This is a genomic window from Marinobacter sp., from assembly GCF_034669625.1.
Taxonomy (GTDB): domain Bacteria; phylum Pseudomonadota; class Gammaproteobacteria; order Pseudomonadales; family Oleiphilaceae; genus Marinobacter.
The window spans coordinates 85,649-107,948 of sequence record NZ_JAXMOY010000005.1 but is presented as its reverse complement, the minus strand read 5'-3'; the positions used below and the strand labels follow the sequence as shown (position 1 = coordinate 107,948).

Sequence of the window (22,300 nt, the reverse complement as noted above, 5' to 3'; positions counted from 1 at the left end):
TTTAACGTTACCGTATTTAATTCAAGGAGCAACAGATGAAGTACAAGCAGGCCTGCCTGTTTTCGACAGCATTCCTTACTGCCGCTCTGGTCTCGGGTTGTGCTCTTCCACCAGAACAAGACTCTGAGATGGAAACGCGGACTTCAGGCAGTTATTTGCAGGTCAACTGCTCCACCAACATGACACCCGAACATCGCGTTGAATTAGACGCTATCGATTCGATGATGAATGGGTCGGAAAATTACGCGGCTTTGGCTCGCTTGGAAGCGCTTTCGTTCCAGACTCAACATCACTGGTTGCGATGGGCTCAGTTGCTCGCGAAAGTGGAGCAGCTGGATTATTCCGAAGAGGTGTATCAGCAGATTGCCGAAACCTGCGACAGTGCCCAGGCCTATCACGGCTTAGGTGTGGTTTATGTGAAGGGTGGAAAAATTGAAGAGGGATTAAAAGCGCTGGGAACGGCGAAGGCAAAAGAGCCTGCGTCCGCAGACATGAGAAACGACTTCGGTGTAGTTCTCATGCAGGGCGGTTTCTTTGGTCAGGCTGCTTTCGAATTGCGCACAGCCTACGAACTTTCCGGTAAGAAAGAGACCGTAGGTAGAAATATGATCGCTGCTTATTATTTGCATGGTGGAGATGATTCCGTTGCTAAGCTTCAACGCGAGTTGGGGTTGAGTCATGAGGCGGTGTCAGCGGGTAAAGAGTTTTCACAACGGTTTTCTGGGGGTGCCTGATGCTCGCTAAAGTTTGTTGTTTTTCGGTGGTTGTGCTTGCGGCATCAAATGCCATGGCAACAGATGCTGAAACGGATCTTGGTATATCCGGCGTTGATTTTGAACGGGATACGCGAACATCGGTCAGGAAGATTTTTGACGAGCAAGCGGAGCAGCCACGCAAAGGTGGTGAGTTGAGTATGGCTCTCTACGCAAAAACGCAAAAGCGCCTGGCGGACTCTTTCGATCAGGCCATGCCTGATCGTATAAATGAGTCATCTAGCGGTGAGTGACATCAAGCACCAAAAGGGCGTGTTGATTTTCTTGATGCCCTTTTTGCTGGTGGTTCTTGCAGTCGTTGCAACCTTAGCAATGGATGCCTCGCGGCTATACAGCGTTAAAGGGGACATGCAGTCAATTGTTAACGCTGCGGCAACTGCGGCGGCTGACGAGGCTATGTCCTGTGGTGTCGGTGATGTCAGCCTGATGCGCTCGCGCGCGTTGGCGGCAGCGAAACGAGTCGGATTCGACGGCGATGACAGTGACCTCGAACTGATTGTCGGTGTGCTCGACCCGGGCGATGCCAATACCAGCGAGCTCGAATTCAAAGAAACAACTCCTAATCAGAGCAACGCGGCCGTTGTTCGCTACACACGAAATGAGCGAGTGTCATGGTTTTTACCGGAAGATTTTTTCGAGCCGGTCGAGCTTTCGGTGAATGCCGCAGCGCGAAAAGAGCTCTACGCGACTCTGAGTGCCAGTAGCTCCACCGTTAAGGTTACCGATGGTCTTTTGGGAAACCTGCTCGGCGGTGTTCTGGGACAGAGTAATTACGTCCTGGATCCAACGAGTTTGAGCAGCCTTGAGTCCACGTTACTCGGGGTTGATGATCTTCTAGCTAATCTTGGTGTGGACAATGTTACGGCACTGCTAGATCGCCCGCTCATTGAAGTGCTGGATGGCGTAGTTGATGTTGTGGGCGGGGTTACGACTCCGTTGGGGGCGCTTGTCGATGATTTGACGGGTGCCGCAGGGCTTTCAGCGCTTGAACTTTCCTCTGTGCTTGAGGTGGTGGGCAATAAAGAAGCCGCCCGGAGCGCTGAGATCCCGCTTTACGATTTTATCATGAGCGTAGTCTTGAATAGCGCGCATGAATTGGGAAAGGCATCGGGCGCAGGTTTGATTGGGTTGGATATTGATACCAACTCCGCTCCGGCGCTGGCGCCTTTGCTAGATAATGGGTTGTTAGGTGATCTTGATCTGGCCTTAAACTTATCGGTGGATAATCCTCCCACTGTTGTGATTGGACCCGCGCGACAAGATGAGGAGGGTGAGTGGTTAACGGAGATTCGGTCATCGGATATAACGCTGGAAGCGCTCGCAGATCTCGAGTTATCCGTTGGCTCGATTGGGAATTTGATATCGGGACTTTCTCTGGGGCTTATTAATGTAGAGCTGCTTGATAACATTCGGATACCACTGGCCGTTAGCGTGGGTGGTGGGCGAGCGGAATTTGTCGGGGCAGGTTGTGCGCGGAGTAATAGAAACGAAATCGATGTTGAAGTGGTGGCTTATCCCTCGGTGGCCAATGTAGAGGCAGGAACCATACAGCCTGACGGGACGGTGGCAAGGGAGCCCATACATGCAGACATCTTAAGGCTTGAGTTGTTGGGTTTGTCGCTTGCTAATGTGTGTTTAGATGCCGATCTGGCGGCGAATATTCCGGTTGCTGAACAAGTCCATTCCTTGACCGGTGTTCCCTTGTATTGCCCAGCCGGGCAATGTGAAAAGAAATTGACGAACGACCAGTCAACCAGTATTCAAGGGCTGGATCTGAGTGTCCAGAACTTGGCCTTGGACTGCGGTGTATCCGGTCTAACGAGTATTTTGAACTCTGTTATCAATCTGCTTACGCCACCCATAGAAGAACTGCTTAACCTTGTGACTACGGTGGTGCTACAAGATGTTGTATCACCACTGTTGATGGCGTTGGGAGTAGATCTTTCCGGATTGGACATTACCATGACGGGAGCGGACCAGCTCAGTACCCAGTTGGTTGAGAATGTAGAGCTGTAAAGTTGATATACTGACGCCACTAAATAACTTTCTGCCTCTCTTTCGATAGGCAACCACAATACAAATTATGAACAAAGGTAGGCGCGTGTTACGTAAATATTATTGGTTACCGATGTTGGCTATCACCGTTTCAGGGTGCGCACTAGAGCCTTACACAGAGGAACAGAGCGTTAGCGGTATCTATTCCTACCAGGTAGAACCCCGTAGGTCCGTGGCACCTCAAACTGCTTCGGTGCCCATCAACCGGCCGGTCGAGTCTTCGAACGCATCGAGCTACCAGCCCGAAAAGGTGAAGACGTCGCTGCCTAAAGACGGGAATGACACTCCACAAAAACAAGTGGCATCCGAAGCTCGGACAGAAAACCAATCGCCGGTGCCAGCGGAGCCGGCTCAGAAGGCTGCGGCGACTGCCGATGCAGAGTCGGGGATGCAAGCGTTAGGTGAGCCGGTTATGGACATTCAGCCCGGCCAGTGCTGGGTGTATGCGCAAATTCACCCGCGTTCGGTGCAGGACAACCTTGAAGTTAAGGTTCGCGACTCTGAAGTACGCCTGGAAGTAACACCGGCAGAATTTCGCCGTGGATTGAAGAAGGTGGTCACGAAACAAGGCACCAAAACCTACCGTGTTAAACCGGCTACCTATAAAGAAATTGTCGAAAAGGTTGAAATAAAACCGGAAACAACGCGCTTGGTGGTAGAGCCTGCGGTTTACGAAGATGTTGAAGAAGAAGTCATTTTGGAAGAAGCCCGCACCGAACTAGAGCCTTGCCGTACATCGGGTGCGGCGGCATATGCCCGGGCGTCTTCTGCTTTTGGGTTCTGTGCCAAGGAAATTCCCGCTAAGACGAAGACTGTTACGGTAACCAAGTTGGTTAAGCCGGAAACAACTAGGACGGAAGTGATCCCTGCCGAGTATAAAACGGTCACTCGCTGGGAAGTTGATGAACCGGCAGAAGTTATTCCGGTCACTATGCAAGACGAGATCGACGCTCTCGAAATTGCGGAGTTGGTCAAGCCTGCTGAAACCGTTCAGCAGGAAATACCGGCCGAAGTACTTTCAATGAACGTTAAACGCTACGAAGGTAAGCCCAAGATCGTAGCCCGGCAGGCTGTGTGCGACCGCAACCTGACCAGTGAAATGGTGCTGAAAATGCAGCAGCGTATGGCGAATCAGGGCTATGCGCCTGGCGAGCAGGATGGGCTTCTTGGCCCTGCAACCTTGGATGCGCTTACCTTGTACCAACGGGAAAATGGGTTGGCCTCGGGTGCAATTACCATTGAAACGCTAGAGCATCTCGAATTAATGGAATAATAAATAATGCTGCCAGAAGCACTTGTGTTGCCGTTGTTGGGTTTGGCCATGGCCATAACAGCTCTTGTGCTTCTGGTTCATTTGCGTTTTCGCAAATCTGAAGCAGCTCGATATCAAAGTTTAGCCTCCCGCCTTCAAGAATTCCGCCGTCAGTACAATTCTTCCCTTAAAGACACTCGTGCTCTCCTGAACAAATTGCCCGATGTTATCTTAATTTTTGAGAAACAGTGGCCCAAGGTGTTGTTTGCTAACCGCCAGGCGTTGGAGTTATTCGGATGCAGTAGTGAACAAGAGTTGATGGATAACGTATTCGGTAACCCAGACGCCTGGCAAGCTGCGCCTCACAGTTTGTTAGATTTTGAAAACATGTTATCCCGGGGGCGCGATCAGGGTCTTGAGCGGCAGGAATGGTATTTCTCAGCGGGTCCTAACCAAGGCTTGTGGATGGACTGCGAGCTAACACTTACCGTCTTTGCCGGGGTGCCAGCTTTAATCTTCTCCGGCGTGAATATTCATCACAGGAAACTTCAGAGTATCGCCGATAGCTTGCGTCAAAGAGCACTGTTCAGCGTAAGCGATGGAAGTTCCCTTCAAAGCATCATCGAACGGGTATCCAAGCTTTTAGAAGCCCAGATTGAGGGAACCCATTGCGTTATCTCACTATACGACGAACAGACCGATAGCCTAATAACGCAAGGCGGGAGCGAGTTTGCCAGCGCGTTTTGCCTGGAAGTTCCCTCGGTTTCAGCTCGATACGGAGCAACATCTATTGGTTCAGCCGCCCATACGCTTCAAAGCGTGAATTGCCAAAAGCTCAGTGAAGATCTCCAGTGGCAGGGCTATGCTGACGTTATGGAAACACTGGGCGTAGCCTCGTCGTGGTCTGAACCTGTTTTGAGCGAAGCGGGCAGCTTACAAGCGGTCATAACACTGTTCAGTGAGGCGCAGAAGCGTCCGGACAATGATGTGGTGGCGCACTTTTCGTTTGCTGTTTCGCTGTTGGGTTTAGCGATTGAACGTGAACAATGGAGAGTGGAGCTAGAGGCGTCCTCTGAAAACGAGCGGTTTGTTCGAGAAATCAGCGTCGCCATAGTCAATGTACCTTCGGACGAATTCTCTTCGGGACTGACCGGTGTTCTCCATGGAATTAAGGAAAAGTATGGGCTGGGGTCCATAGAAGTTTGGCGAGCGGAGTCTGAGCAGGAAGAAATTGTGCCGGTTAGTGGCACAGACTTAAAGGTTGATGAAGGTTCAGTGGTTGGCGTGCGTGGCCCGATTGCATTGGAGCGCTTCAATGATTTGTTCACGAGTCGTGACCCGAAGTATGTCACTCCCCAAGATGATTTGTACGGGCTATTGAGAGCCCACAAAACATCCAGGCCGGTGATGGTTTTGCCGCTTCACAGTGATGCGTCGACGGGCTATCTACTGGGCTTTTTAGTGGTCGAGTCACAGTTCCAGTATGTGGCGAAATCGACGATTGAGCATCTGAGCGTCATTGGTTCTGTTATAAAAACGAGTCTTATCAACCAGCGTTTGGTTGAGCGTTTGGCCGACACCGCTGATACCGAACGCCGGGCGAGAAAGAAGCTCGAGGGTGAATTGGCGGTTGCGAAAAGTATTCAGATGTCGATGGTTCCCGGGAACGGCTCGTTTGTGAAAGAGCTTTGGGACTGGAGGGTTGAAGCTTGGCTAAACCCGGCCAGTGCAGTAGGGGGCGATTTGTACGAGGTGATACCACTATCGCGTGGGCGTTTTCTAGCGGCAGTTGGAGATGTGTCGGACAAAGGCGTCCCGGCGGCACTGTTTATGGCAAAAACGATCAGTCTGTTGAATTTTTTGGCTCATAACAAAGACGGTGACTTGATCAGTATAACGGCAGCCCTGAATCAAGAGCTTTGTCGGGGTAACGATGCCTGTATGTTTGTCACACTGGTTATGGTGTTGGTGGACAAGGAAACGGGCCGGGTTGAAATGATTAACGCAGGCCACACCATGCCCATGCAGCGATACAGTGATCAATTGCCCCACCTGTGGAATGGCGAGACCATCGCCCCTCTCGGATTGTATGAAAATGTTGAATTAACGACGGAGTTTCTTCAAATCCCCGAGGGCGGCAGTCTTGTACTATACTCGGATGGTGTTACGGAAGCGTTTGATGTCGCTGGCGAAGAGTTTGGTGAACAGCGACTTTTGAGTCTTGGCGGCAGACCGCATAATCACGAAGAGTGTTTTTTGACCGATATTCGTGAGCGTTTGGTGGAATATACCGAAGGCGTAGAGCAGTCCGACGATATAACGATAATGATATTGAGCCGCCTGGGACTATGATGCTGCATGTAAGCGCGAAAGATTCAGTCGGTAGCGTTCTGGGCGCTGTAACCGAAGAAGTGCAGAAACTAGGTGTGGCGAGGTCTCTGATCCATGATCTACAAGTCGTTATTGATGAGATATATGCCAATATTAAGATGCATGTGCTTCCGGATTACCCTGATCTGACATGGACACTATCGGTTGAAGTAAAAACGGGTTTTTTGGACTTGGCGGTGGAATACCGGGGCCCTCATTTTGATCCGACTCACCCGCGGCCTCTGGCCGGTGACTTGCCTGAGTCACAAGAAGACGGTGGCATGGGGCTGAATTTGATATCCGCTCTCAGTGATGACTTTCGCTACAACTATCATAATGGAATGAATACGATGCTGGTCAGATGGAACTTGGAAAGTGACTCGAAGGAAACATTGTTATGTCGTTAGATATTACAGTAATTCAAGAGAGTGATGAGGCGTTAGGGCTGCGGCTGGATGGTACTGTGGATAGCGACACAGCACCGGAATTGGAAGCCAAGCTGGGTGAGATGGTTCACGAGTCAATCTCGTATTTGGGCCTCAATATGTCGGGAGTCAGCTTTATCAGTTCAGCGGGTTTACGGATTGTTTTTAAAATGCTGAAGTTGATGAAGTCCCGGGATGGCCAGCTAATGGTTACAGAAATGAACCCCGGAGTGGAGAAGGTGTTTGAGGTCGTTAAGCTAATGCCTGATCTTTCTGTTTTCGGAAATTCTGAAGAAATGGATGAATATCTGGCCTCGCTTCAGAAGGCGGAAGACAGTTGATCCTTCACTTCTAGGCTTCTAAGGTCTTCGCCAGAGCTATGCCGGCTCTGGCCGAGCCTCCCCCTTCTAATTGCCCCATCCTTTCAAGCAAATTGTAACCCTACCTATTTTTGCCAGCGTCAGGTGTCAGAAGCGTCAATGCTATACGAAGAGGCGCTGGTAAGCTCCGTAGAATTGGCCGGCTTCAAGTGCATGAATTGTTCTGCGAGGCAGGCCTGGCCTTTTTGAGGACAGGAGCGGGTAATGATGGATAAAAATAAGAATGCAGTGTCTTGGTTGCTGGCATTGGTGTTAGTGCTGGCAGGTTGTGGCGGGGAATCTTCCGACAGTCCACAGGCTAGCGCAGGCGCTTCGTCTGAGCCCGAAGTCGGTGATGAATCTTCTTCTGAGACATCCGAGGGCCGACAAGTTGCTGGCCAAAGCATGACTTTGGGGAATCGGCATTCAGAATCGCGTTTGGTTGATGTATACGCCGATGATGGACGCCAGTGGCAGAACTATGAACGGGCCCCTGAGTTTACCCACTCAGTCACTATGGCGGGTCAGACGATCACCATGTCTGATGGAACCCAGTTGTTTGCCAAAGTCACGCTGCCCGGTTTCAGTGAAGATGAAGCTGCTCCGGGCCCTTTTCCGGTGGTGCTCACGCAAACTTCCTACAACACATCTTTGGGGCAGTACGTGCCGCAAATCGGTGGCGCAAACGAATATCTGGTGAAGCGTGGCTATGCCCACGTTGTTGTGGATGTTCGTGGTACTGGTAACTCTGGTGGCAGTTGGGCAGCGTTCAATGAGCAAGAACAGCAAGATTATCTGGAAGTCTTGAACTGGGTGGTAGAGCAGGGCTGGGCTCAGGACCGCGTTGGTTTGGAAGGTATCTCCTATTTGGGTATCACGTCGGTACTGACGGCGCAGCACAATCACCCGGCGGTGAAGGCGGCATTCCCGATCGTCCCGATCGGCGATGGCTATCGAGACATTGTGTTTACCGGCGGTAACGTGAACGCAACATTCATTCCGCTATGGCTGGGTATGGTTACGGGCTTTGGCCTTATTCCCGCTGAAATGGCTGCCGTTGACCCTGAAGCATTTCTCAAAGCTTTACCTGAACGCCTGTATGGCGCCTTGGCCGGTTTTCAATTGCCCACGGTTGTTAACGCTCTAACCGGTGAGTCTGAAACCGCTTACGATACGGATTTTTGGGCGGTTCGCTCTCCGCTTGAAGGGGCCGATCAAATCAACGTGCCAACGTTTATTGTGGGCGGATTATTTGACCTGTTTCAGCGTAGTGAGCCGCTTTGGTTTGAGCAGCTGAGCGGTCGGGTATACACCAAGCTGCTGATCGGCCCATGGGACCACCTTGGTGCCGCGGGTGTCGGCTTTATGGGTAATGACGATGAAGCCAAGCACGATGTGCCGGATCTGGATACGCTGCGGCTACAGTGGTTTGATGAGTTCGTCATGGGGCTGGATACCGGTGTTCGCAATCAGCCAGACGTCACCCAGTTCGTTCTCGGGCTGGACGAATACGACACTACCAGCCATTGGCCTCACCCGGACATGCAGGCTGAACGCTTCTACTTGAGTCCGGATGAAGGCCTGTCTCGGGTTGGTCGGATGCAGTCCCAGGCTCCCGACGATGCGGGAACAGAAATGGTACTGCAGCATCTTTTAAATGGAGTGTGTTCTTCCAGCCTTGATCAGTGGACCGCGGGGCTGGGCGGTATGCTTCCTCTTCCATGCGAGCAAGACAATACCTTCTCAGAGATTGCAGCAGCGAAGTATGAGTTGCAGGCCGGCGAAGATGGTCTGTATCTGAACGGCCCGATGCAGGCGGACCTTTGGGTTTCGACCACAGCGAATGACGTTCAGGTTTCCGTGAGGCTGGATATCGTAAACCCGGATGGCACAACCACGCCGATTACGAACGGCCTCATTACCGCTGGAATGAACTCCGTTGATGAAACGCGTTCCCGGTTTGTAAACGGGGAAATGATTCAGCCTTGGCATACCTTCAGTCAGGAAGATACTCAGCCTTATGAGTCCGGAGAGGTGCGCAAGGTGTCCGTAGAAATTTTCCCCAGCAGTGCGTTTGTGCCGCAAGGATCAAGCTTGAGAGTGTCGGTTAATACCAGCAACATTGCGCAAGGTCTGCCGCCACTGCTCACCGCTCTCGACTCTTTGTTGGGTGTAATGACGTTGCACACCGGGCCAGAGACGCCTTCAAGTGTGGTCCTGCCAGTTGTGCCTTCGGCAAAGCTGGATGCTATGCGGGCACCGTAACGCCCTGGCGTACCCGAACAACGTCCGCCATCACCGAAAGGGCGATTTCTGCGGGCGTTTTGCTTCCGATGTCCAGGCCGATGGGCATGTGAATTCGATCGGCTTGGGCCTCTGATAACCCGCCAATGCGCAACAGGCGCTCCCGGCGTTTTTCGGAGGTTTGTTGAGACCCCATAACGCCGATGTAGAAAGCCTCGGTTTTGATCGCTTCAATGAGCGCAGTGTCGTCTATTTTGGGGTCGTGGGTGAGTGCCACAACGGCGGTTGCCCGGTGGCAGCCTTCGCGGGCAATCCATACCGACGGAAGTTCTTGGCGAAGGGTGACGCCTGGCACATTGAAATGGCGAACTTCTTCGGGTCGAGGATCACAGACAATCACTTCAAATCCGAGGCTGTGGGCGAAACTCGCACACACTGTGGAAACGGGCGAAAGTCCTGCAATGATCAGTCTCGAAACGGGGCCCACTCGCAGGCGCACTCTCTGCTCGCTTTGATCTTCTTCGACTTTGCTGCCCAAGCCGTCATCCGGCGTCAGCTCAACCGTACCGGACTCTAAACACAGGTTTCGAACCAGGGCGCCGGTACCCTCCAATGCTTTTTTGAGTGCCAAAAAGTGCTCAAGCGTTTGGTTATTAGCTGACCAGTGCTCCACCAGTACATCCAGAACGCCGCCGCAGGGGAGGCTGACGCGCGGGTTGTCGGGGCTGTCCGAGGCACCGTATCGAACTCGGTTCAGGCGTCCTTTGAAATCACCGTCGCTCAATCGGGCAAGGAAATCTTCTTCAACGCAGCCGCCAGAGAGTGAACCGCAATGGGCTCCATCGGATTTCGCGATCAGCCAGGAGCCTGGTGCTCTCGGTGAGGAGCCAAAGGTGCTCAGCACGGTGCATAGCCAGAAATCTTGACCGGCTTTGCTCCAGCTGATGGCTTGCTCAACAACCTGAATGTCCAGCGGCTGCATTGATGTCTCCCGAAAGGTTGTTTTAACCATGTTGCTACGCGAATTATACGGCGGTGCCAACTATAGCAGGGCGAAAGCCGGAGAGGGAGGAAGCACTGAATCAATGCCTGGCGGTATGGCGGTAATCGCTGGGTGATTTCCCCATCACCTTCTTGAACAGCCGGGAAAAATAATAAGCATCGTCGTAACCCAGTTGTCGGCTGATATCCACAAAAGTATGGCCGGTGGTATCCAGTAGTTCGCATGCGCGTTCTACTTTCAGGTGCAAGAAATGCTGGATGGGCGCAGTGCCAGTTTGTTCACGATAACGGGTAGCAAAATGAGCGGGCGACAGGCCGGCGAGTTCGGCTAATTCATTCAGCGTTAGTCGTTCTTCAAGATGTTCGCGCATGTAGTTATGGATAATTTCCAGTTCAGCTTGCCGGGCCTGCCCGGTTTCGTCGGCATTGATCGGTACCGCGGCCAGCAGCTGACGTAAGCGGTTGCTGGCGTGGATTAGCCCTTGAGTCCGAAAGCCGGTCTGACGCACCGACAGCAAGCCGTTGAAGTCGACTAGCAAACGGGGTTGCCGCCCCAAGTGACGAATGTGTGTGCCATTGGTGAAACCCATGTGCTGGCGAAATGCCTCGGCTAGGGGGCCAGAGTAGTGCACCCAATGAATGGACCAGGGGTTGTCCGGGTCAGCCGTGTACCGGTGGCTGGCCCCGGCCGGCAAGAGCAGTAGATCACCGGAGCTAACAGTGTGAGGCTCTCCTTCTACGCTCAGAAAGGCTTTGCCATCCGTGCAATAGATCAAAAGATTGTCACGGTGATGCTCCCGATGCATATGGTGGCCAAAGGCTTTTCGGTAGTGGCCAAACGCCAGAGGATACAGTTCCCGGGTCAGGTCATGACCGGCGAGAAGCCGAACGATTGGCTCAGGGATAACATATCGGACGCTGTCCGCCGGCACTGGCCATTGAGAGGTTTGTGTTGATTGCGAGAGATTTGCTTTTCTTGCCATCGAAAAATAATCCATCAAGAGCGAAATTTAGTCAATCACCAAACGCTGAGGTGCGTGCTAGTCTGTGTGTAAATCATCGCCGTAGCATAGGTCTGAAAAGACCGGCTAGGGCGTTCCTGATAACAACAACCACTACGGGACATGATCATGAAAAAAGTACCTCAGTATATTGCTGGTGAATTCGCGCAGAGCCAGACGCAGAACTGGATCGATGTGACCAACCCCGCGACCAACGAAGTCATTGCCCAGGTTCCCTGTGCGACCACCGACGAAATGCGTCAGGCCATCGATAACGCCGGTGAAGTCTTCAAAAGCTGGAAAGAAACGCCGGTTTCAGATCGTGCGCGGGTGATGCTTCGTTACCAGGCTCTGCTGAAAGAGCATCACGACGAGATCGCCGAAATTTTGTCACAGGAAACCGGTAAGACGTTTGAGGATGCCAAGGGCGATGTATGGCGCGGCATTGAGGTGGTCGAGCACGCTGCGAATGTTGCATCCATGATGATGGGAGAGACGGTTGAAAACGTTGCCCGTGAAGTTGATACCCACTCATGGATTCAGCCTCTGGGTGTCTGTGCCGGTATTACGCCTTTCAACTTTCCGGCGATGATTCCTCTGTGGATGTTCCCCATGGCCATTGCGTGCGGTAACACCTTCATTCTCAAACCGTCCGAGCAGGACCCTCTGACGCCAATGCGTCTGGCGGAACTGTTTGAAGAAGCCGGGGCGCCCAAAGGCGTTCTGCAGGTCGTGCACGGTGCCAAAGAGCAGGTGGACACTCTGCTGAACGACCCGGCGGTCAAGGCGATCTCGTTCGTAGGTTCTGTGCCTGTTGGCCGTTACATCTATGAAACCGGTACCCGCAACATGAAGCGTGTACAGAGCTTTGCTGGCGCCAAGAACCACATGGTGATCATGCCGGATGCCGACAAGCAGCAGGTTCTCAATGCTCTGGTTGGCGCCTCCGTTGGAGCTGCAGGGCAGCGTTGTATGGCGATTTCTGTCGCGGTGTTTGTGGGTGCGGCTCAGGAGTGGATTCCTGAATTGAAAGAAGCCATGGCCAAGGTTCGCCCGGGTGCTTGGAACGATTCCGGTGCAAGCTACGGCCCGGTGATCAGTACCAAGGCCAAGGAACGCGTTGAATCATTGATCGCCACGGGTGAAGCTCAGGGGGCGAAGCTGATGCTGGACGGCCGTGGTTGTACCGTTGAAGGTCTGCCGGAGGGGCATTGGGTAGGGCCAACGCTGTTCAGCGAGGTCACACCTGAGATGGATGTCTACAATGAAGAAATCTTTGGCCCCGTGCTCTGCTGCATGAACGCAGATTCACTCGGCGACGCGATTGAGCTGATCAACAACAGCCCATACGGCAACGGTACCTCGATCTTCACCAATCACGGTGGCGCTGCTCGCCGGTTCCAGCATGAAATCGAGGTGGGGCAGGTGGGTGTGAACATCCCGATCCCGGTGCCCCTGCCGTTTTTCTCGTTCACGGGTTGGAAGGGCTCCTTCTACGGTGATCAGCACGCTTATGGTAAGCAGGCCGTTCGCTTCTACACCGAAACCAAAACGGTGACCTCCCGTTGGTTCAACAGTGAGGCCACGTCGTCGGAAGCCAATTTCTCTATTCAGCTGCGCTAATCGCGCAGTCAGGAGTCGAGTGATGGATTTCAACCTGACAGAAGATCAGCTGGCGTTTCGGGAAGCTGCCCGCGCCTTTGCTGAAAAAACCATGGCTCCGCACGCGGGGCAGTGGGATGTGGACCACACCTTCCCGGTGGAGGTGATGAAACAGGCGGGCGAGATGGGCTTTATGGGGATTTATACCCCGGAAGCCCTCGGTGGCATGGGGCTGTCCCGGATGGACACCTCAGTGATTGTGGAAGAGCTGGCCATGGCCTGCCCGTCCACAGCCGCCTTTATCACTATTCACAACATGGCCACCTGGATGGTGGCCAGCTTTGCCGATGACGAGCTTAAGCAAACGTTTGTGCCGAAGATGGCCAGCGGAGAGTGGCTGGCGTCTTATTGCCTCACTGAACCGGGTGCCGGCTCGGATGCAGCCAGTTTGCGAACCAAAGCGGTCCGCGATGGCGACAGTTATGTAGTCAACGGTAGCAAGATGTTCATTTCCGGTGCCGGTGCCACCGACGTGCTGGTTCTGATGGCCCGCACAGGGGATGCTGACAGCGGAGCGAAAGGCATTTCCACCTTTGTTATTCCGGCCGATGCTGAAGGGGTCTCCTACGGCAAAAATGAAGAGAAAATGGGCTGGCACAGCCAGCCGACCCGCATGGTCACACTTGAAGACGTTCGAATTCCTGCCAGCAACCGCGTGGGCGAAGAAGGCGACGGCTTTACCATTGCTATGAAGGGGCTGGATGGTGGCCGATTAAATATTGCCACCTGTTCTCTGGGTGGGGCTCAAGCAGCTCTGCTTCGGGCTCGTAATTACCTGCATGAGCGTCAGCAATTCGGCAAGCCTCTGGCCGCATTTCAGGCGCTGCAGTTTAAGCTGGCGGACATGGCGACCAACCTGATTGCTGCGCGCCAAATGGTGCGTTTGGGCGCCTTCAAACTGGACACTAAAGACTCCGAAGCGACCCTGCATTGTGCCATGGCCAAGCGGTTTGCAACCGATGCCTGTTTTGAAGTGGCCAACGAGGCGCTGCAGTTGCACGGCGGTTACGGTTATATCCGGGAATACCCTCTTGAGCGCTATGTCAGGGATTTGCGGGTGCACCAGATTCTCGAAGGCACTAACGAAATCATGCGCATGATCATTGCCCGTCGATTGCTTGAAGATGGCGTGGCTGAAGCCATTCAGTGACGGGCCGCTAAATAACAAAAGGATTCCATCATGAGTGAACTGATCCAACTCGAAAAACGCGACCATATTGCGATTCTTACCATTGCCAACCCGCCGGCCAACACCTGGACAGCGGATTCGTTAGCCGCATTAAAAAAGATGGTTGCAGAGCTTAACGATGACCAGAACATCTACGCGCTGGTGGTGACCGGGCAGGGCGAGAAATTCTTCTCGGCCGGCGCTGATCTGAAGACCTTCTCAGACGGCGATCGGGCAAAGGCCAATGACATGGCCCAACGGTTTGGTGAAGCCTTTGCGGCTTTGACCGGCTTTCGGGGTGTTTCTATCGCCGCTATTAACGGCTACGCCATGGGTGGGGGCCTGGAGTGTGCGCTGTCCTGTGACATCCGCATTGCCGAAGAGCATGCGCAGATGGCACTGCCAGAGGCTAGTGTCGGTTTACTGCCCTGTGCCGGTGGCACCCAGAACCTGCCATGGATAGTCGGTGAAGGGTGGGCGAAGCGGATGATTCTGTGCGGTGAACGTGTGGATGCGGCGAAAGCGCAGCAAATTGGTCTGGTGGAAGAAGTTGTGCCGGCTGGCCAGTCTCTGGACAAAGCTTTAAAGCTGGCGGAAGGCGCCTGCAAGCAGAGCCCGTCGTCTATCGCTCGCTGCAAACAGTTGGTGATGAGCGCCCGGGACGGTCGCAGCCACTCCGATGGCTGGCGTATGGAACGTGAGTTGTTCGTGGAGCTGTTCCACACCGAAGACCAGAAAGAAGGCGTAAACGCGTTTCTGGAAAAGCGTAAGCCGGAATGGAAAAACCGATAACCCGGGGCAGTTATGAGCGATCAACCGATAGTATTTGACGAGTGGAACAGCGGTGACGATACGCGCATTGCGGTGGCTCGGCTGAACACGCCACGTAACCTCAACTCCTTGTCCATGGATATGATCCGCCTGCTTAAACCGCAGTTGGAACGTTGGGCAGAAGACCCTGGCGTTCGCTGTGTTTGGCTGGAAGCAGAGGGCGACAAAGCCTTTTGCGCGGGCGGCGACATTGTTTCGCTGTACCGCAGCATGACCGAACCTGGCAAGTTGGGCGAGGGCGAACAGTTTTTTACCGAAGAGTATGAATTGGATTACCTGATCCATACTTTTCCCAAGCCCATCGTATGTTGGGGCAATGGCATCGTCATGGGCGGTGGTGTTGGTCTGATGGTTGGAGCTTCCCATCGGGTTGTGACCGAGAACTCCAAACTGGCCATGCCGGAAGCCAGCATTGGCCTGTATCCGGATATTGGAGCCGGTTGGTTCCTGAACCGGATGCCGATGCGCACAGGCTTGTTTCTTGGGTTGAGCGGCGCCCGCATGAACGCCGCCGATGCGTTGTTTGTGGATATGGCCGACCGATTCATCACGCACGGCCTGAAAGGGCTGGTGATCGAAGGCTTGAAAGCCGCGAGTTGGCAAAGCAGCGATAGCTACAGTGTGGTTAGCGGGGTACTCAAACAGTTTGAACAACAAAGTGCGGAGGCGCTGCCGGAATCCCCGGTTCGTAAGCACTTTGATGAGATTCAGCAAGTGACGGATGCCGGTTCCGTGGAGCAGGTCGTCGCGCAGTTGCAGGAGCTTGGTCGTCGCGATGACTGGCTAGGGAAAACGGTAAAAGGGGTAACGAAAGCCTCACCAACGGCACTGGCGCTGACCTGGCGACACTATCATCGCAGCAAGGGGGATGGTTTGAAACAGGTGCTGGATAACGAACTGGTGCTGTCTAAAAACTGTTTGAAGAAGGGTGAGTTTGCCGAAGGCATTCGGGCCTTGTTAATTGACAAAGATATGCAGCCACGCTGGCGTTACGCCTCATTGGCGGAAATGGACAGTCAGTGGATTGAAGAGTTTTTCAGCCTGAACGCCGGGTAACCACACCCGGCGGATTGCAACAATAACAAGGAGAAGCATTATGGCGAAGATCACGTTTATCGGCCTAGGCAACATGGGTGCGCCCATGGCCTCCAATCTGGTTAAAGCCGGGCATCAGGTTACCGTATTCGATTTGTCGGCGTCTGCTGTCGAGGCCTTGGTTTCTGAAGGCGCAAGCAGCGCTGAAAGCGGCAAAGCTGCCGCGGAAGGTGCAGAGTGTGTGATCACCATGCTGCCGGCAGGCAAGCACGTGGAAGCTGTTTATTTGGGCGAGGGAGGGCTGCTCTCGGCCTTGCCGGCCGGGACGTTAGTGATCGACTCCTCCACTATCGCGCCGGAAACAGCACGTAGTGTGGCAGCAGCCGCTACGACCAAGGGACTGGCGTTTATCGATGCGCCGGTGTCTGGCGGTGTAGGGGGCGCGAAGGCCGGTACTTTGACGTTTATCTGTGGTGGCGAAGCCGACACCTTCGAGAAGGCGAAGCCGATTCTTGAAGATATGGGTAAGAATATCTTCCATGCCGGGCCCTTTGGTGCCGGGCAAGTCGCGAAGATCTGTAACAACATGCTGTTGGCAATTCTGATGGCAGGCACCAGCGAAGCGCTGGCTCTGGGTGCCAAAAACGGGCTGGACCCCGCTGTGCTGTCGGAAGTGATGAAGCAAAGTTCCGGCGGCAATTGGGCGTTGAACGTTTATAACCCTTGGCCAGGAGTCATGGAAGGTGTACCCGCGTCACGGAATTATGAAGGCGGTTTCCTGGTGAATTTGATGGCCAAGGACTTGGGGCTGGCATTTGATAACGCCGTCACGAATCAGGCTTCCATTCCAATGGGGTCAATGGCCCGGAATCTGTTCCAGCTACACGCTGGGCAAGGCAACGGAGAGCTGGATTTCTCCAGCATTCTGAGACTTTTTCAGCCGGAGTGAATAGGAAAGGGCGACCTTTGGTTGCCTTTTTTTCTTCCCAAGGTTTACCTTTACGTAAAATGTAAGTCGTGCTAAACCTGTAGGAAGTGAGTGCAACCGATGACAACAACAATAGGAGTGGACGATGAGCCTTCCGCAATATAACGATGTTTACAGCAACTTTGATGCGGCCGCATTGGAGTCAGAAGTTCTGGACGGCCGGTTAGACGATGGCTTGAACGTTTGTCATGAGATTTGTGACAAGTGGGCGACCGACCCGCAAAAGGTTGCGCTCTACTATGAGAAAACTGACGGCGGCGACGGTGTTCTTACCTTTGCCGAGCTGAAAGTGGCCTCTGCTCGTTTCGCCAACTACCTGCAGTCCCTTGGCGTCAACAAGGGTGACCGGGTGGCCGGCTTGCTACCCCGAGGTCCCGAGCTGTTGATTGTGATTGCCGGTACCTTGCGTATAGGGGCGGTGTACCAGCCGCTGTTTACGGCGTTTGGCTCGGGTGCGATCGAATATCGTCTGGAAAAAGCGGGAACCCGTCTGGTGGTTACGGATCCGGAAAATTACTCCAAGTTGACCGACGTACAGGGCTGTCCGCCGGTGCTCTGCCTCAATGCCGCAGCGACTGGTAACGAAGTACCTGATTTTGAGAAGGTACTGAGCGCCCAGTCGCCGGAGTTCGAACCGGTTTTGATCAACGGCAGTGATCCCTTCTTGCAGATGTTCACCTCTGGCACCGTGGGTAAGGCCAAGGGCGTTGCAGTGCCAGCGAAAGCTTTGCTGGCTTTCTATGTTTACATGAAATACGCCATCGAATTGCGTGAAGATGACGTGTTCTGGAATGTTGCGGACCCCGGCTGGGCTTACGGCCTTTACTATGCAGTGACCGGGCCGCTGTTGATGGGCCACGCCACTCATTTCAATCCGAATCCGTTCACACCGGAATCCACCTACGACATGATCCGCAAATACCGGATCACCAATCTGGCAGCGGCTCCGACGGCTTACCGTTTGCTGAAAGCGAACGACCAAGCGCTGCCGGAAGGGGAGACGCTCGGTTTGCGTGTCTGCAGCAGCGCTGGCGAGCCGCTGAATCCTGAGGTGGTGAACTGGATTGATCGTCGCTTTGGTTGTGCCGTGAAAGATCATTATGGCCAGACAGAAACGGGCATGACCTGCTGCAATTTTCATGCAGTGGAGCACCCTGTCAGAGACGGTGCTATGGGCTACGCCTCCCCGGGTCATCGTGTGGTTGCGCTCAATACTAAATACGAAGAAGTGGCCGCAGGTGAGATTGGTGAGCTGGCAGTCGACACCAAAGCTTCGCCCTTGTTCCATTTCGATGGCTATACCTGGGGTGAAAAAGATCCTTTCGCCAATGGGTATTATCTGACCGGAGACATGGTGGTTTGCCATGGTGATGGCAGTTTCTCATTCAGTGGCCGGGATGATGACATCATCAGCACGGCTGGCTATCGGGTTGGCCCTGCGGATGTGGAAAGCACCTTGCTGGAGCATGCGGCCGTGGCAGAGTCTGGCGTGGTTGCGAAGCCGGATGAAAAGCGTGGTTCCATTATCAAGGCGTATGTTGTTATCAAAGCTGGGCAGGAACCGGTGGACGAGCAAAGCCTGAAAGACGAGCTTCAGGAATTGGTGCGTCGTCGCCTGTCGACCCATGCCTTCCCTCGGGAAATTGAATTTGTGGACGAGTTGCCGAAAACACCGAGCGGTAAAATTCAGCGCTTTATGCTTCGCAATCGTGCCGAGGAGGAGGTTTCGGCATGAAGTTGAGCTTCGAGGAGCTGAACGCCTTCCTCGAGGACCATTTTCCCCAAGGCGCCGCTTATGGCGCTTTGGCGGATCTTGGGGATGGCTGGGCGGAGATGGTGTTAAACGTGGACGAGGGTCATCTGCGCCCGGGCGGCACGGTGTCCGGGCCCGCCATGATGGCGCTCGCTGATGTTGCCATGTATGCAGCGCTGCTTGGCCGAATTGGGCTGGTGCCTTTGGCCGTAACGACTAATCTGAATATTAACTTCCTGCGAAAGCCGGTCGCCCATGAGCCCATTCGGGCCAGAGCGTCGTTGCTGAAGGTTGGCCGGACCATGGCCGTCGGTGATGTGTTTATCTATTCAGAGGGAATGAAGGAGCCGGTCGCGCACTCCACCATTACCTACTCCATACCCCCGAACAAAATTTAAATTTAGTTCTTGACGTTTACGTGCACGTAAATCTAACCTGTGGTTAGTTCATTAATACAACAATAAAAAGGTCAAGTGGCTCATGAGTGAACCTTACGTTCTCGAGACCTGCAACCTGATCAAGGAATTTAAGGGCTTCGTTGCCGTTAATGACGTCAACTTGAAGATCCGTCAAGGTGACATCCACGCTCTGATCGGACCCAACGGGGCCGGGAAGACGACGGTGTTTAACCTGCTGACCAAATTCCTGATCCCCACCCGTGGTCAGATTCTTTACAAAGGCGAAGACATCACGTCGTTGAAATCCCCCGCCATTGCTCGCAAAGGCATCATCCGTTCCTTCCAGATTTCCGCCGTATTCCCGCACATGACAGCGCTGGAAAATATACGAGTTGCTCTACAAACCGCTGAGGGCAATTCTTTTAGCTTCTGGCAGAGAGGGAACTCTTTGCACAAGCTCAATGAGCGCTGCATGGAATTGTTGGAATCGGTGGGGTTGGCTGAATACGCCAACACCACGACTGTCGAGCTGGCTTACGGTCGGAAAAGGGCGCTGGAACTGGCGACAACCCTGGCGATGGAACCTGAACTTTTACTGCTGGATGAGCCTACTCAGGGCATGGGCTCTGAAGATGTGGATCGGGTTGTTGAACTCGTTCGTAAGGCGGCAAAAGGGCGTACCGTATTGATGGTGGAGCACAATCTCAGTGTCGTGAGCAAGTTGTGCGACCGGATCACGGTGCTCGCTCAGGGCGCGGTCCTGACCGAAGGTGATTATCAGGCCGTGTCGGCCAATCCTCAGGTGAGGGAGGTTTATATGGGCAGTGATGGCAGTGGTGAACGAGGCACTGTCGGAGCCGGTGATGACAATCTGGAGGCGGCCCAATGAGCCAGAATTCAGATCGTGAATACGAACAGCTTCGCCTGTCAGGACTGCACGCCTTCTACGGCGAGTCGCACATCCTGCACGGCATAGACATGGTGGTGAACCGAGGCGAGCTTGTGACTTTGCTGGGCCGCAATGGGGCTGGGCGGAGCACAACCCTCAAGGCCATTATGAACATGGTCGGCCGGCGCACCGGCTCCATCATGATTAATGGTGAAGAAACCATGAAATGCGCGCCGCACCACATTGCCAGGTTAGGGGTTGGGTATTGCCCCGAACATCGGGGCATTTTCGCAGCGCTCAGTGTTCAGGAAAACCTGACCTTGCCGCCAATCGTCCGCAGTGGCGGCTTGAGCTTGGAAGAAATCTACACCATGTTCCCGAACCTATACGAACGCCGGTTCAGCCAAGGTACTAAGCTTTCTGGTGGTGAGCAGCAGATGCTCGCAATGGCCCGGATTCTGCGCACGGGTGCCAACATGCTGTTGTTGGACGAAATTACCGAAGGGCTGGCGCCAGTGATCGTAGAAAAGCTCGGTGAAGTGCTGATCGCCCTGAAGAACAAAGGGCTGACCATCGTGCTGGTGGAGCAAAATTTCCATTTTGCAGCGCCTTTGGCAGACCGGCATTACGTGATGGAGCACGGCCAGATTGTGGAAGAAATTCAGGCCAGTGAACTCGCTGACAAGCAGTCGGTGCTGGATGGCTATCTGGGAGTCTGAACCCGGAAAGATCGAGAGCAACAAAAGCAACAATAAACCGAACCAACGCAAGACAGTAGCGGAGATATAACAATGACAATGATGAAAAAGCTTCTTGCTTCAGCCGTTGCATCAGCTTTGATGGTGGGCGGCGCCCAGGCAGAGATCTCGAACAACACGGTGAAGATAGGCTACCTGGCTGACATGTCCGGTACCTACCGCGATCTGGCGGGACCGAATGGCTTGAAAGCGCTGGAAATGGCGGTCAAAGATTATGGCGGTAAGGTGAACGGTGCCAAGATTGAAGTAGTTAGTGCCGATGACCGGAACAGCCCGGACACGTCGTCGAGCACCGTTCGGCGTTGGGTCGAAAATGAAGACGTTGATTTGGTGGCCGGGATGGTTGCTTCATCCGTTTCGATTGCCGTCAGTAAAATTCTGGAAGAGAACGATCGACTGGGCATTATTTCAGGCTCGGCAGCCTCCAGTATCACCAATGAGCACTGCACGCCGAATCACATTCACTACGTTTACGATACCTATCCGCTGGCTAACGGCACGGCCAGTGCGGTCGTAAAAGAGGGTGGCAAGAGCTGGTACATGCTGACCGCCGACTATGCGTTTGGACATTCGCTTGAGAGCGACGTCAGAGCAGTGGTTGAAGCGAATGGGGGTGAAGTGGTGGGTGCCGTACGCCATCCATTCCCGACGCAGGATTTCTCATCGTTCATTCTCCAGGCTCAGGCTTCAGGCGCGGATGTGGTGGGGTTGGCCAACGCGGGCGCTGACACCACCAACGCGATCACCACCGCCAGTGAATTCGGGTTGACCCAGTCTGGCCAGACCTTGGCAGCACTGCTGCTGTTCCTGACTGACGTTCACGCGCTGGGCGCTGAAACGGCGCAAGGTATCCAGCTGACGACAGGCTGGTACTGGGATATGAACGATGAAACCCGCAAATGGTCTGATCGCTTCATGGAAGAAACCGGTGTGCGCCCGACCATGGTACATGCGGGTATCTATTCCAGCACGCTGCATTACCTTAACTCGATAGCGGCTGCCGGTTCAGACGATGCTCAGGCTGTGCGCAAGCAGATGATGGATACGCCGATCAACGACATGTTTGCCAAGAACGGCAAAATCCGTGTTGACGGCCGCATGGTGCATGACATGTATCTGGCGGAAGTGAAAACGCCGGCTGAGTCTGAATCTGACTGGGATCTATACAAAATTCTGCGAACCATCCCGGCCGATGAGGCTTACCGCCCGCTCTCAGAAAGCAAGTGCAAACTGGTAAATATGTAAGTCACTAAACGGTGTCCGGCAGGCCTTAAGGCAGGCTTCGCCGGGCAGCCGCCAACTGACTGAACAAATAACAATAACGCCTGCACTGCTTG

At 53.8% G+C, this 22,300-nt stretch carries 20 protein-coding genes; 18 read left to right on the top strand and 2 right to left on the bottom strand.

What is annotated here, in order from left to right; translation table 11 throughout:
- Window positions 1-35: 35 nt before the first annotated feature.
- The 8 genes from VOI14_RS06250 to VOI14_RS06215 all read left to right on the top strand — a co-directional run bounded on the left by VOI14_RS06250 (window position 36) and on the right by VOI14_RS06215 (window position 9,499).
- Window positions 36-734, top strand: a complete 699-nt coding sequence (locus VOI14_RS06250; protein WP_323751175.1) for a hypothetical protein — start codon at window positions 36-38, stop codon at window positions 732-734.
- Window positions 734-1,006 carry a hypothetical protein gene (locus tag VOI14_RS06245; RefSeq protein ID WP_323751174.1) on the top strand — a complete coding sequence of 91 codons (273 nt, stop codon included), beginning with the start codon at window positions 734-736 and terminating at the stop codon, window positions 1,004-1,006. The genes VOI14_RS06250 and VOI14_RS06245 overlap by 1 nt, the downstream gene beginning before the upstream one ends.
- Complete coding sequence (locus VOI14_RS06240; RefSeq protein ID WP_323751173.1) at window positions 984-2,789, top strand: pilus assembly protein TadG-related protein; 1,806 nt, start codon at window positions 984-986, stop codon at window positions 2,787-2,789. Before VOI14_RS06245 ends, VOI14_RS06240 begins: the two co-directional genes overlap by 23 nt.
- Window positions 2,790-3,000: 211 nt before the next feature.
- Window positions 3,001-4,101: a peptidoglycan-binding domain-containing protein gene (locus VOI14_RS06235; RefSeq protein ID WP_323751172.1), complete on the top strand. Its 1,101-nt coding sequence runs from the start codon at window positions 3,001-3,003 to the stop codon at window positions 4,099-4,101.
- A gap of 6 nt (window positions 4,102-4,107) precedes the next feature.
- On the top strand, window positions 4,108-6,432 hold the full coding sequence (locus VOI14_RS06230) for a GAF domain-containing SpoIIE family protein phosphatase (protein WP_323751171.1): 2,325 nt from the start codon (window positions 4,108-4,110) through the stop codon (window positions 6,430-6,432).
- Window positions 6,429-6,857 carry an ATP-binding protein gene (locus tag VOI14_RS06225; protein WP_323751170.1) on the top strand — a complete coding sequence of 143 codons (429 nt, stop codon included), beginning with the start codon at window positions 6,429-6,431 and terminating at the stop codon, window positions 6,855-6,857. Before VOI14_RS06230 ends, VOI14_RS06225 begins: the two co-directional genes overlap by 4 nt.
- A complete protein-coding gene (locus VOI14_RS06220) occupies window positions 6,848-7,216 on the top strand; it encodes an STAS domain-containing protein (protein ID WP_323751169.1) in 369 nt (122 codons plus the stop codon). Before VOI14_RS06225 ends, VOI14_RS06220 begins: the two co-directional genes overlap by 10 nt.
- Window positions 7,217-7,459: 243 nt before the next feature.
- Window positions 7,460-9,499: a CocE/NonD family hydrolase gene (locus VOI14_RS06215; RefSeq protein WP_323751168.1), complete on the top strand. Its 2,040-nt coding sequence runs from the start codon at window positions 7,460-7,462 to the stop codon at window positions 9,497-9,499.
- Here the strand turns inward: VOI14_RS06215 and VOI14_RS06210 are convergent.
- Both VOI14_RS06210 and VOI14_RS06205 read right to left on the bottom strand, forming a co-directional pair.
- Window positions 9,483-10,460, bottom strand: coding sequence for an XdhC family protein (locus VOI14_RS06210; protein ID WP_323751167.1), 978 nt, complete (start codon window positions 10,458-10,460; stop codon window positions 9,483-9,485). The two genes, VOI14_RS06215 and VOI14_RS06210, sit on opposite strands and share 17 nt — an antisense overlap.
- Window positions 10,461-10,560: 100 nt before the next feature.
- A complete protein-coding gene (locus tag VOI14_RS06205) occupies window positions 10,561-11,463 on the bottom strand; it encodes an AraC family transcriptional regulator (protein ID WP_323751166.1) in 903 nt (300 codons plus the stop codon).
- A 147-nt stretch (window positions 11,464-11,610) separates the two neighbouring features.
- On the opposite strand from VOI14_RS06205, the gene VOI14_RS06200 reads away from it, so the two are divergent.
- The 10 genes from VOI14_RS06200 (at window position 11,611) to VOI14_RS06155 (ending at window position 22,208) form a co-directional block, all read left to right on the top strand.
- Window positions 11,611-13,104 (top strand): CoA-acylating methylmalonate-semialdehyde dehydrogenase, encoded by a 1,494-nt coding sequence (locus tag VOI14_RS06200; RefSeq protein WP_323751165.1) that lies wholly within the window; start codon window positions 11,611-11,613, stop codon window positions 13,102-13,104.
- Between the two features lie 22 nt (window positions 13,105-13,126).
- Window positions 13,127-14,293, top strand: a complete 1,167-nt coding sequence (locus VOI14_RS06195; protein WP_323751164.1) for an acyl-CoA dehydrogenase family protein — start codon at window positions 13,127-13,129, stop codon at window positions 14,291-14,293.
- 30 nt (window positions 14,294-14,323) lie between these two features.
- Entirely contained in the window at window positions 14,324-15,103 is a 780-nt protein-coding gene (locus VOI14_RS06190) for an enoyl-CoA hydratase (protein WP_323751163.1), read from the top strand.
- A 12-nt stretch (window positions 15,104-15,115) separates the two neighbouring features.
- Window positions 15,116-16,198, top strand: coding sequence for an enoyl-CoA hydratase/isomerase family protein (locus tag VOI14_RS06185; RefSeq protein WP_323751162.1), 1,083 nt, complete (start codon window positions 15,116-15,118; stop codon window positions 16,196-16,198).
- A gap of 40 nt (window positions 16,199-16,238) precedes the next feature.
- Window positions 16,239-17,126 (top strand): 3-hydroxyisobutyrate dehydrogenase, encoded by an 888-nt coding sequence (gene mmsB / locus VOI14_RS06180; RefSeq protein WP_323751161.1) that lies wholly within the window; start codon window positions 16,239-16,241, stop codon window positions 17,124-17,126.
- Window positions 17,127-17,250: 124 nt separating this feature from the next.
- On the top strand, window positions 17,251-18,900 hold the full coding sequence (locus VOI14_RS06175; RefSeq protein WP_323751160.1) for an AMP-binding protein: 1,650 nt from the start codon (window positions 17,251-17,253) through the stop codon (window positions 18,898-18,900).
- Window positions 18,897-19,316, top strand: coding sequence for a PaaI family thioesterase (locus tag VOI14_RS06170; RefSeq protein ID WP_323751159.1), 420 nt, complete (start codon window positions 18,897-18,899; stop codon window positions 19,314-19,316). The genes VOI14_RS06175 and VOI14_RS06170 overlap by 4 nt, the downstream gene beginning before the upstream one ends.
- A gap of 82 nt (window positions 19,317-19,398) precedes the next feature.
- Window positions 19,399-20,205: an ABC transporter ATP-binding protein gene (locus tag VOI14_RS06165; RefSeq protein WP_323751158.1), complete on the top strand. Its 807-nt coding sequence runs from the start codon at window positions 19,399-19,401 to the stop codon at window positions 20,203-20,205.
- Window positions 20,202-20,924, top strand: a complete 723-nt coding sequence (locus tag VOI14_RS06160; protein ID WP_323751157.1) for an ABC transporter ATP-binding protein — start codon at window positions 20,202-20,204, stop codon at window positions 20,922-20,924. The genes VOI14_RS06165 and VOI14_RS06160 overlap by 4 nt, the downstream gene beginning before the upstream one ends.
- A gap of 72 nt (window positions 20,925-20,996) precedes the next feature.
- Window positions 20,997-22,208: an ABC transporter substrate-binding protein gene (locus VOI14_RS06155; RefSeq protein ID WP_323751156.1), complete on the top strand. Its 1,212-nt coding sequence runs from the start codon at window positions 20,997-20,999 to the stop codon at window positions 22,206-22,208.
- Window positions 22,209-22,300: the final 92 nt, after the last annotated feature.

What these genes read in the sequence shown, in the direction of transcription:
- VOI14_RS06250 (WP_323751175.1), top strand. Translation starts at nt 36, where the DNA reads ATGAAGTACAAGCAGGCCTGCCTGTTTTCGACAGCATTCCTTACTGCC.
- VOI14_RS06245 (WP_323751174.1), top strand. Translation starts at nt 734, where the DNA reads ATGCTCGCTAAAGTTTGTTGTTTTTCGGTGGTTGTGCTTGCGGCATCA.
- VOI14_RS06240 (WP_323751173.1), top strand. Translation starts at nt 984, where the DNA reads ATGAGTCATCTAGCGGTGAGTGACATCAAGCACCAAAAGGGCGTGTTG.
- VOI14_RS06230 (WP_323751171.1), top strand. Translation starts at nt 4,108, where the DNA reads ATGCTGCCAGAAGCACTTGTGTTGCCGTTGTTGGGTTTGGCCATGGCC.
- VOI14_RS06225 (WP_323751170.1), top strand. Translation starts at nt 6,429, where the DNA reads ATGATGCTGCATGTAAGCGCGAAAGATTCAGTCGGTAGCGTTCTGGGC.
- VOI14_RS06220 (WP_323751169.1), top strand. Translation starts at nt 6,848, where the DNA reads ATGTCGTTAGATATTACAGTAATTCAAGAGAGTGATGAGGCGTTAGGG.
- VOI14_RS06215 (WP_323751168.1), top strand. Translation starts at nt 7,460, where the DNA reads ATGATGGATAAAAATAAGAATGCAGTGTCTTGGTTGCTGGCATTGGTG.
- VOI14_RS06210 (WP_323751167.1), bottom strand. Translation starts at nt 10,460, where the DNA reads ATGCAGCCGCTGGACATTCAGGTTGTTGAGCAAGCCATCAGCTGGAGC.
- VOI14_RS06205 (WP_323751166.1), bottom strand. Translation starts at nt 11,463, where the DNA reads ATGGCAAGAAAAGCAAATCTCTCGCAATCAACACAAACCTCTCAATGG.
- VOI14_RS06200 (WP_323751165.1), top strand. Translation starts at nt 11,611, where the DNA reads ATGAAAAAAGTACCTCAGTATATTGCTGGTGAATTCGCGCAGAGCCAG.
- VOI14_RS06195 (WP_323751164.1), top strand. Translation starts at nt 13,127, where the DNA reads ATGGATTTCAACCTGACAGAAGATCAGCTGGCGTTTCGGGAAGCTGCC.
- VOI14_RS06190 (WP_323751163.1), top strand. Translation starts at nt 14,324, where the DNA reads ATGAGTGAACTGATCCAACTCGAAAAACGCGACCATATTGCGATTCTT.
- VOI14_RS06185 (WP_323751162.1), top strand. Translation starts at nt 15,116, where the DNA reads ATGAGCGATCAACCGATAGTATTTGACGAGTGGAACAGCGGTGACGAT.
- mmsB (WP_323751161.1), top strand. Translation starts at nt 16,239, where the DNA reads ATGGCGAAGATCACGTTTATCGGCCTAGGCAACATGGGTGCGCCCATG.
- VOI14_RS06175 (WP_323751160.1), top strand. Translation starts at nt 17,251, where the DNA reads ATGAGCCTTCCGCAATATAACGATGTTTACAGCAACTTTGATGCGGCC.
- VOI14_RS06170 (WP_323751159.1), top strand. Translation starts at nt 18,897, where the DNA reads ATGAAGTTGAGCTTCGAGGAGCTGAACGCCTTCCTCGAGGACCATTTT.
- VOI14_RS06165 (WP_323751158.1), top strand. Translation starts at nt 19,399, where the DNA reads ATGAGTGAACCTTACGTTCTCGAGACCTGCAACCTGATCAAGGAATTT.
- VOI14_RS06160 (WP_323751157.1), top strand. Translation starts at nt 20,202, where the DNA reads ATGAGCCAGAATTCAGATCGTGAATACGAACAGCTTCGCCTGTCAGGA.
- VOI14_RS06155 (WP_323751156.1), top strand. Translation starts at nt 20,997, where the DNA reads ATGACAATGATGAAAAAGCTTCTTGCTTCAGCCGTTGCATCAGCTTTG.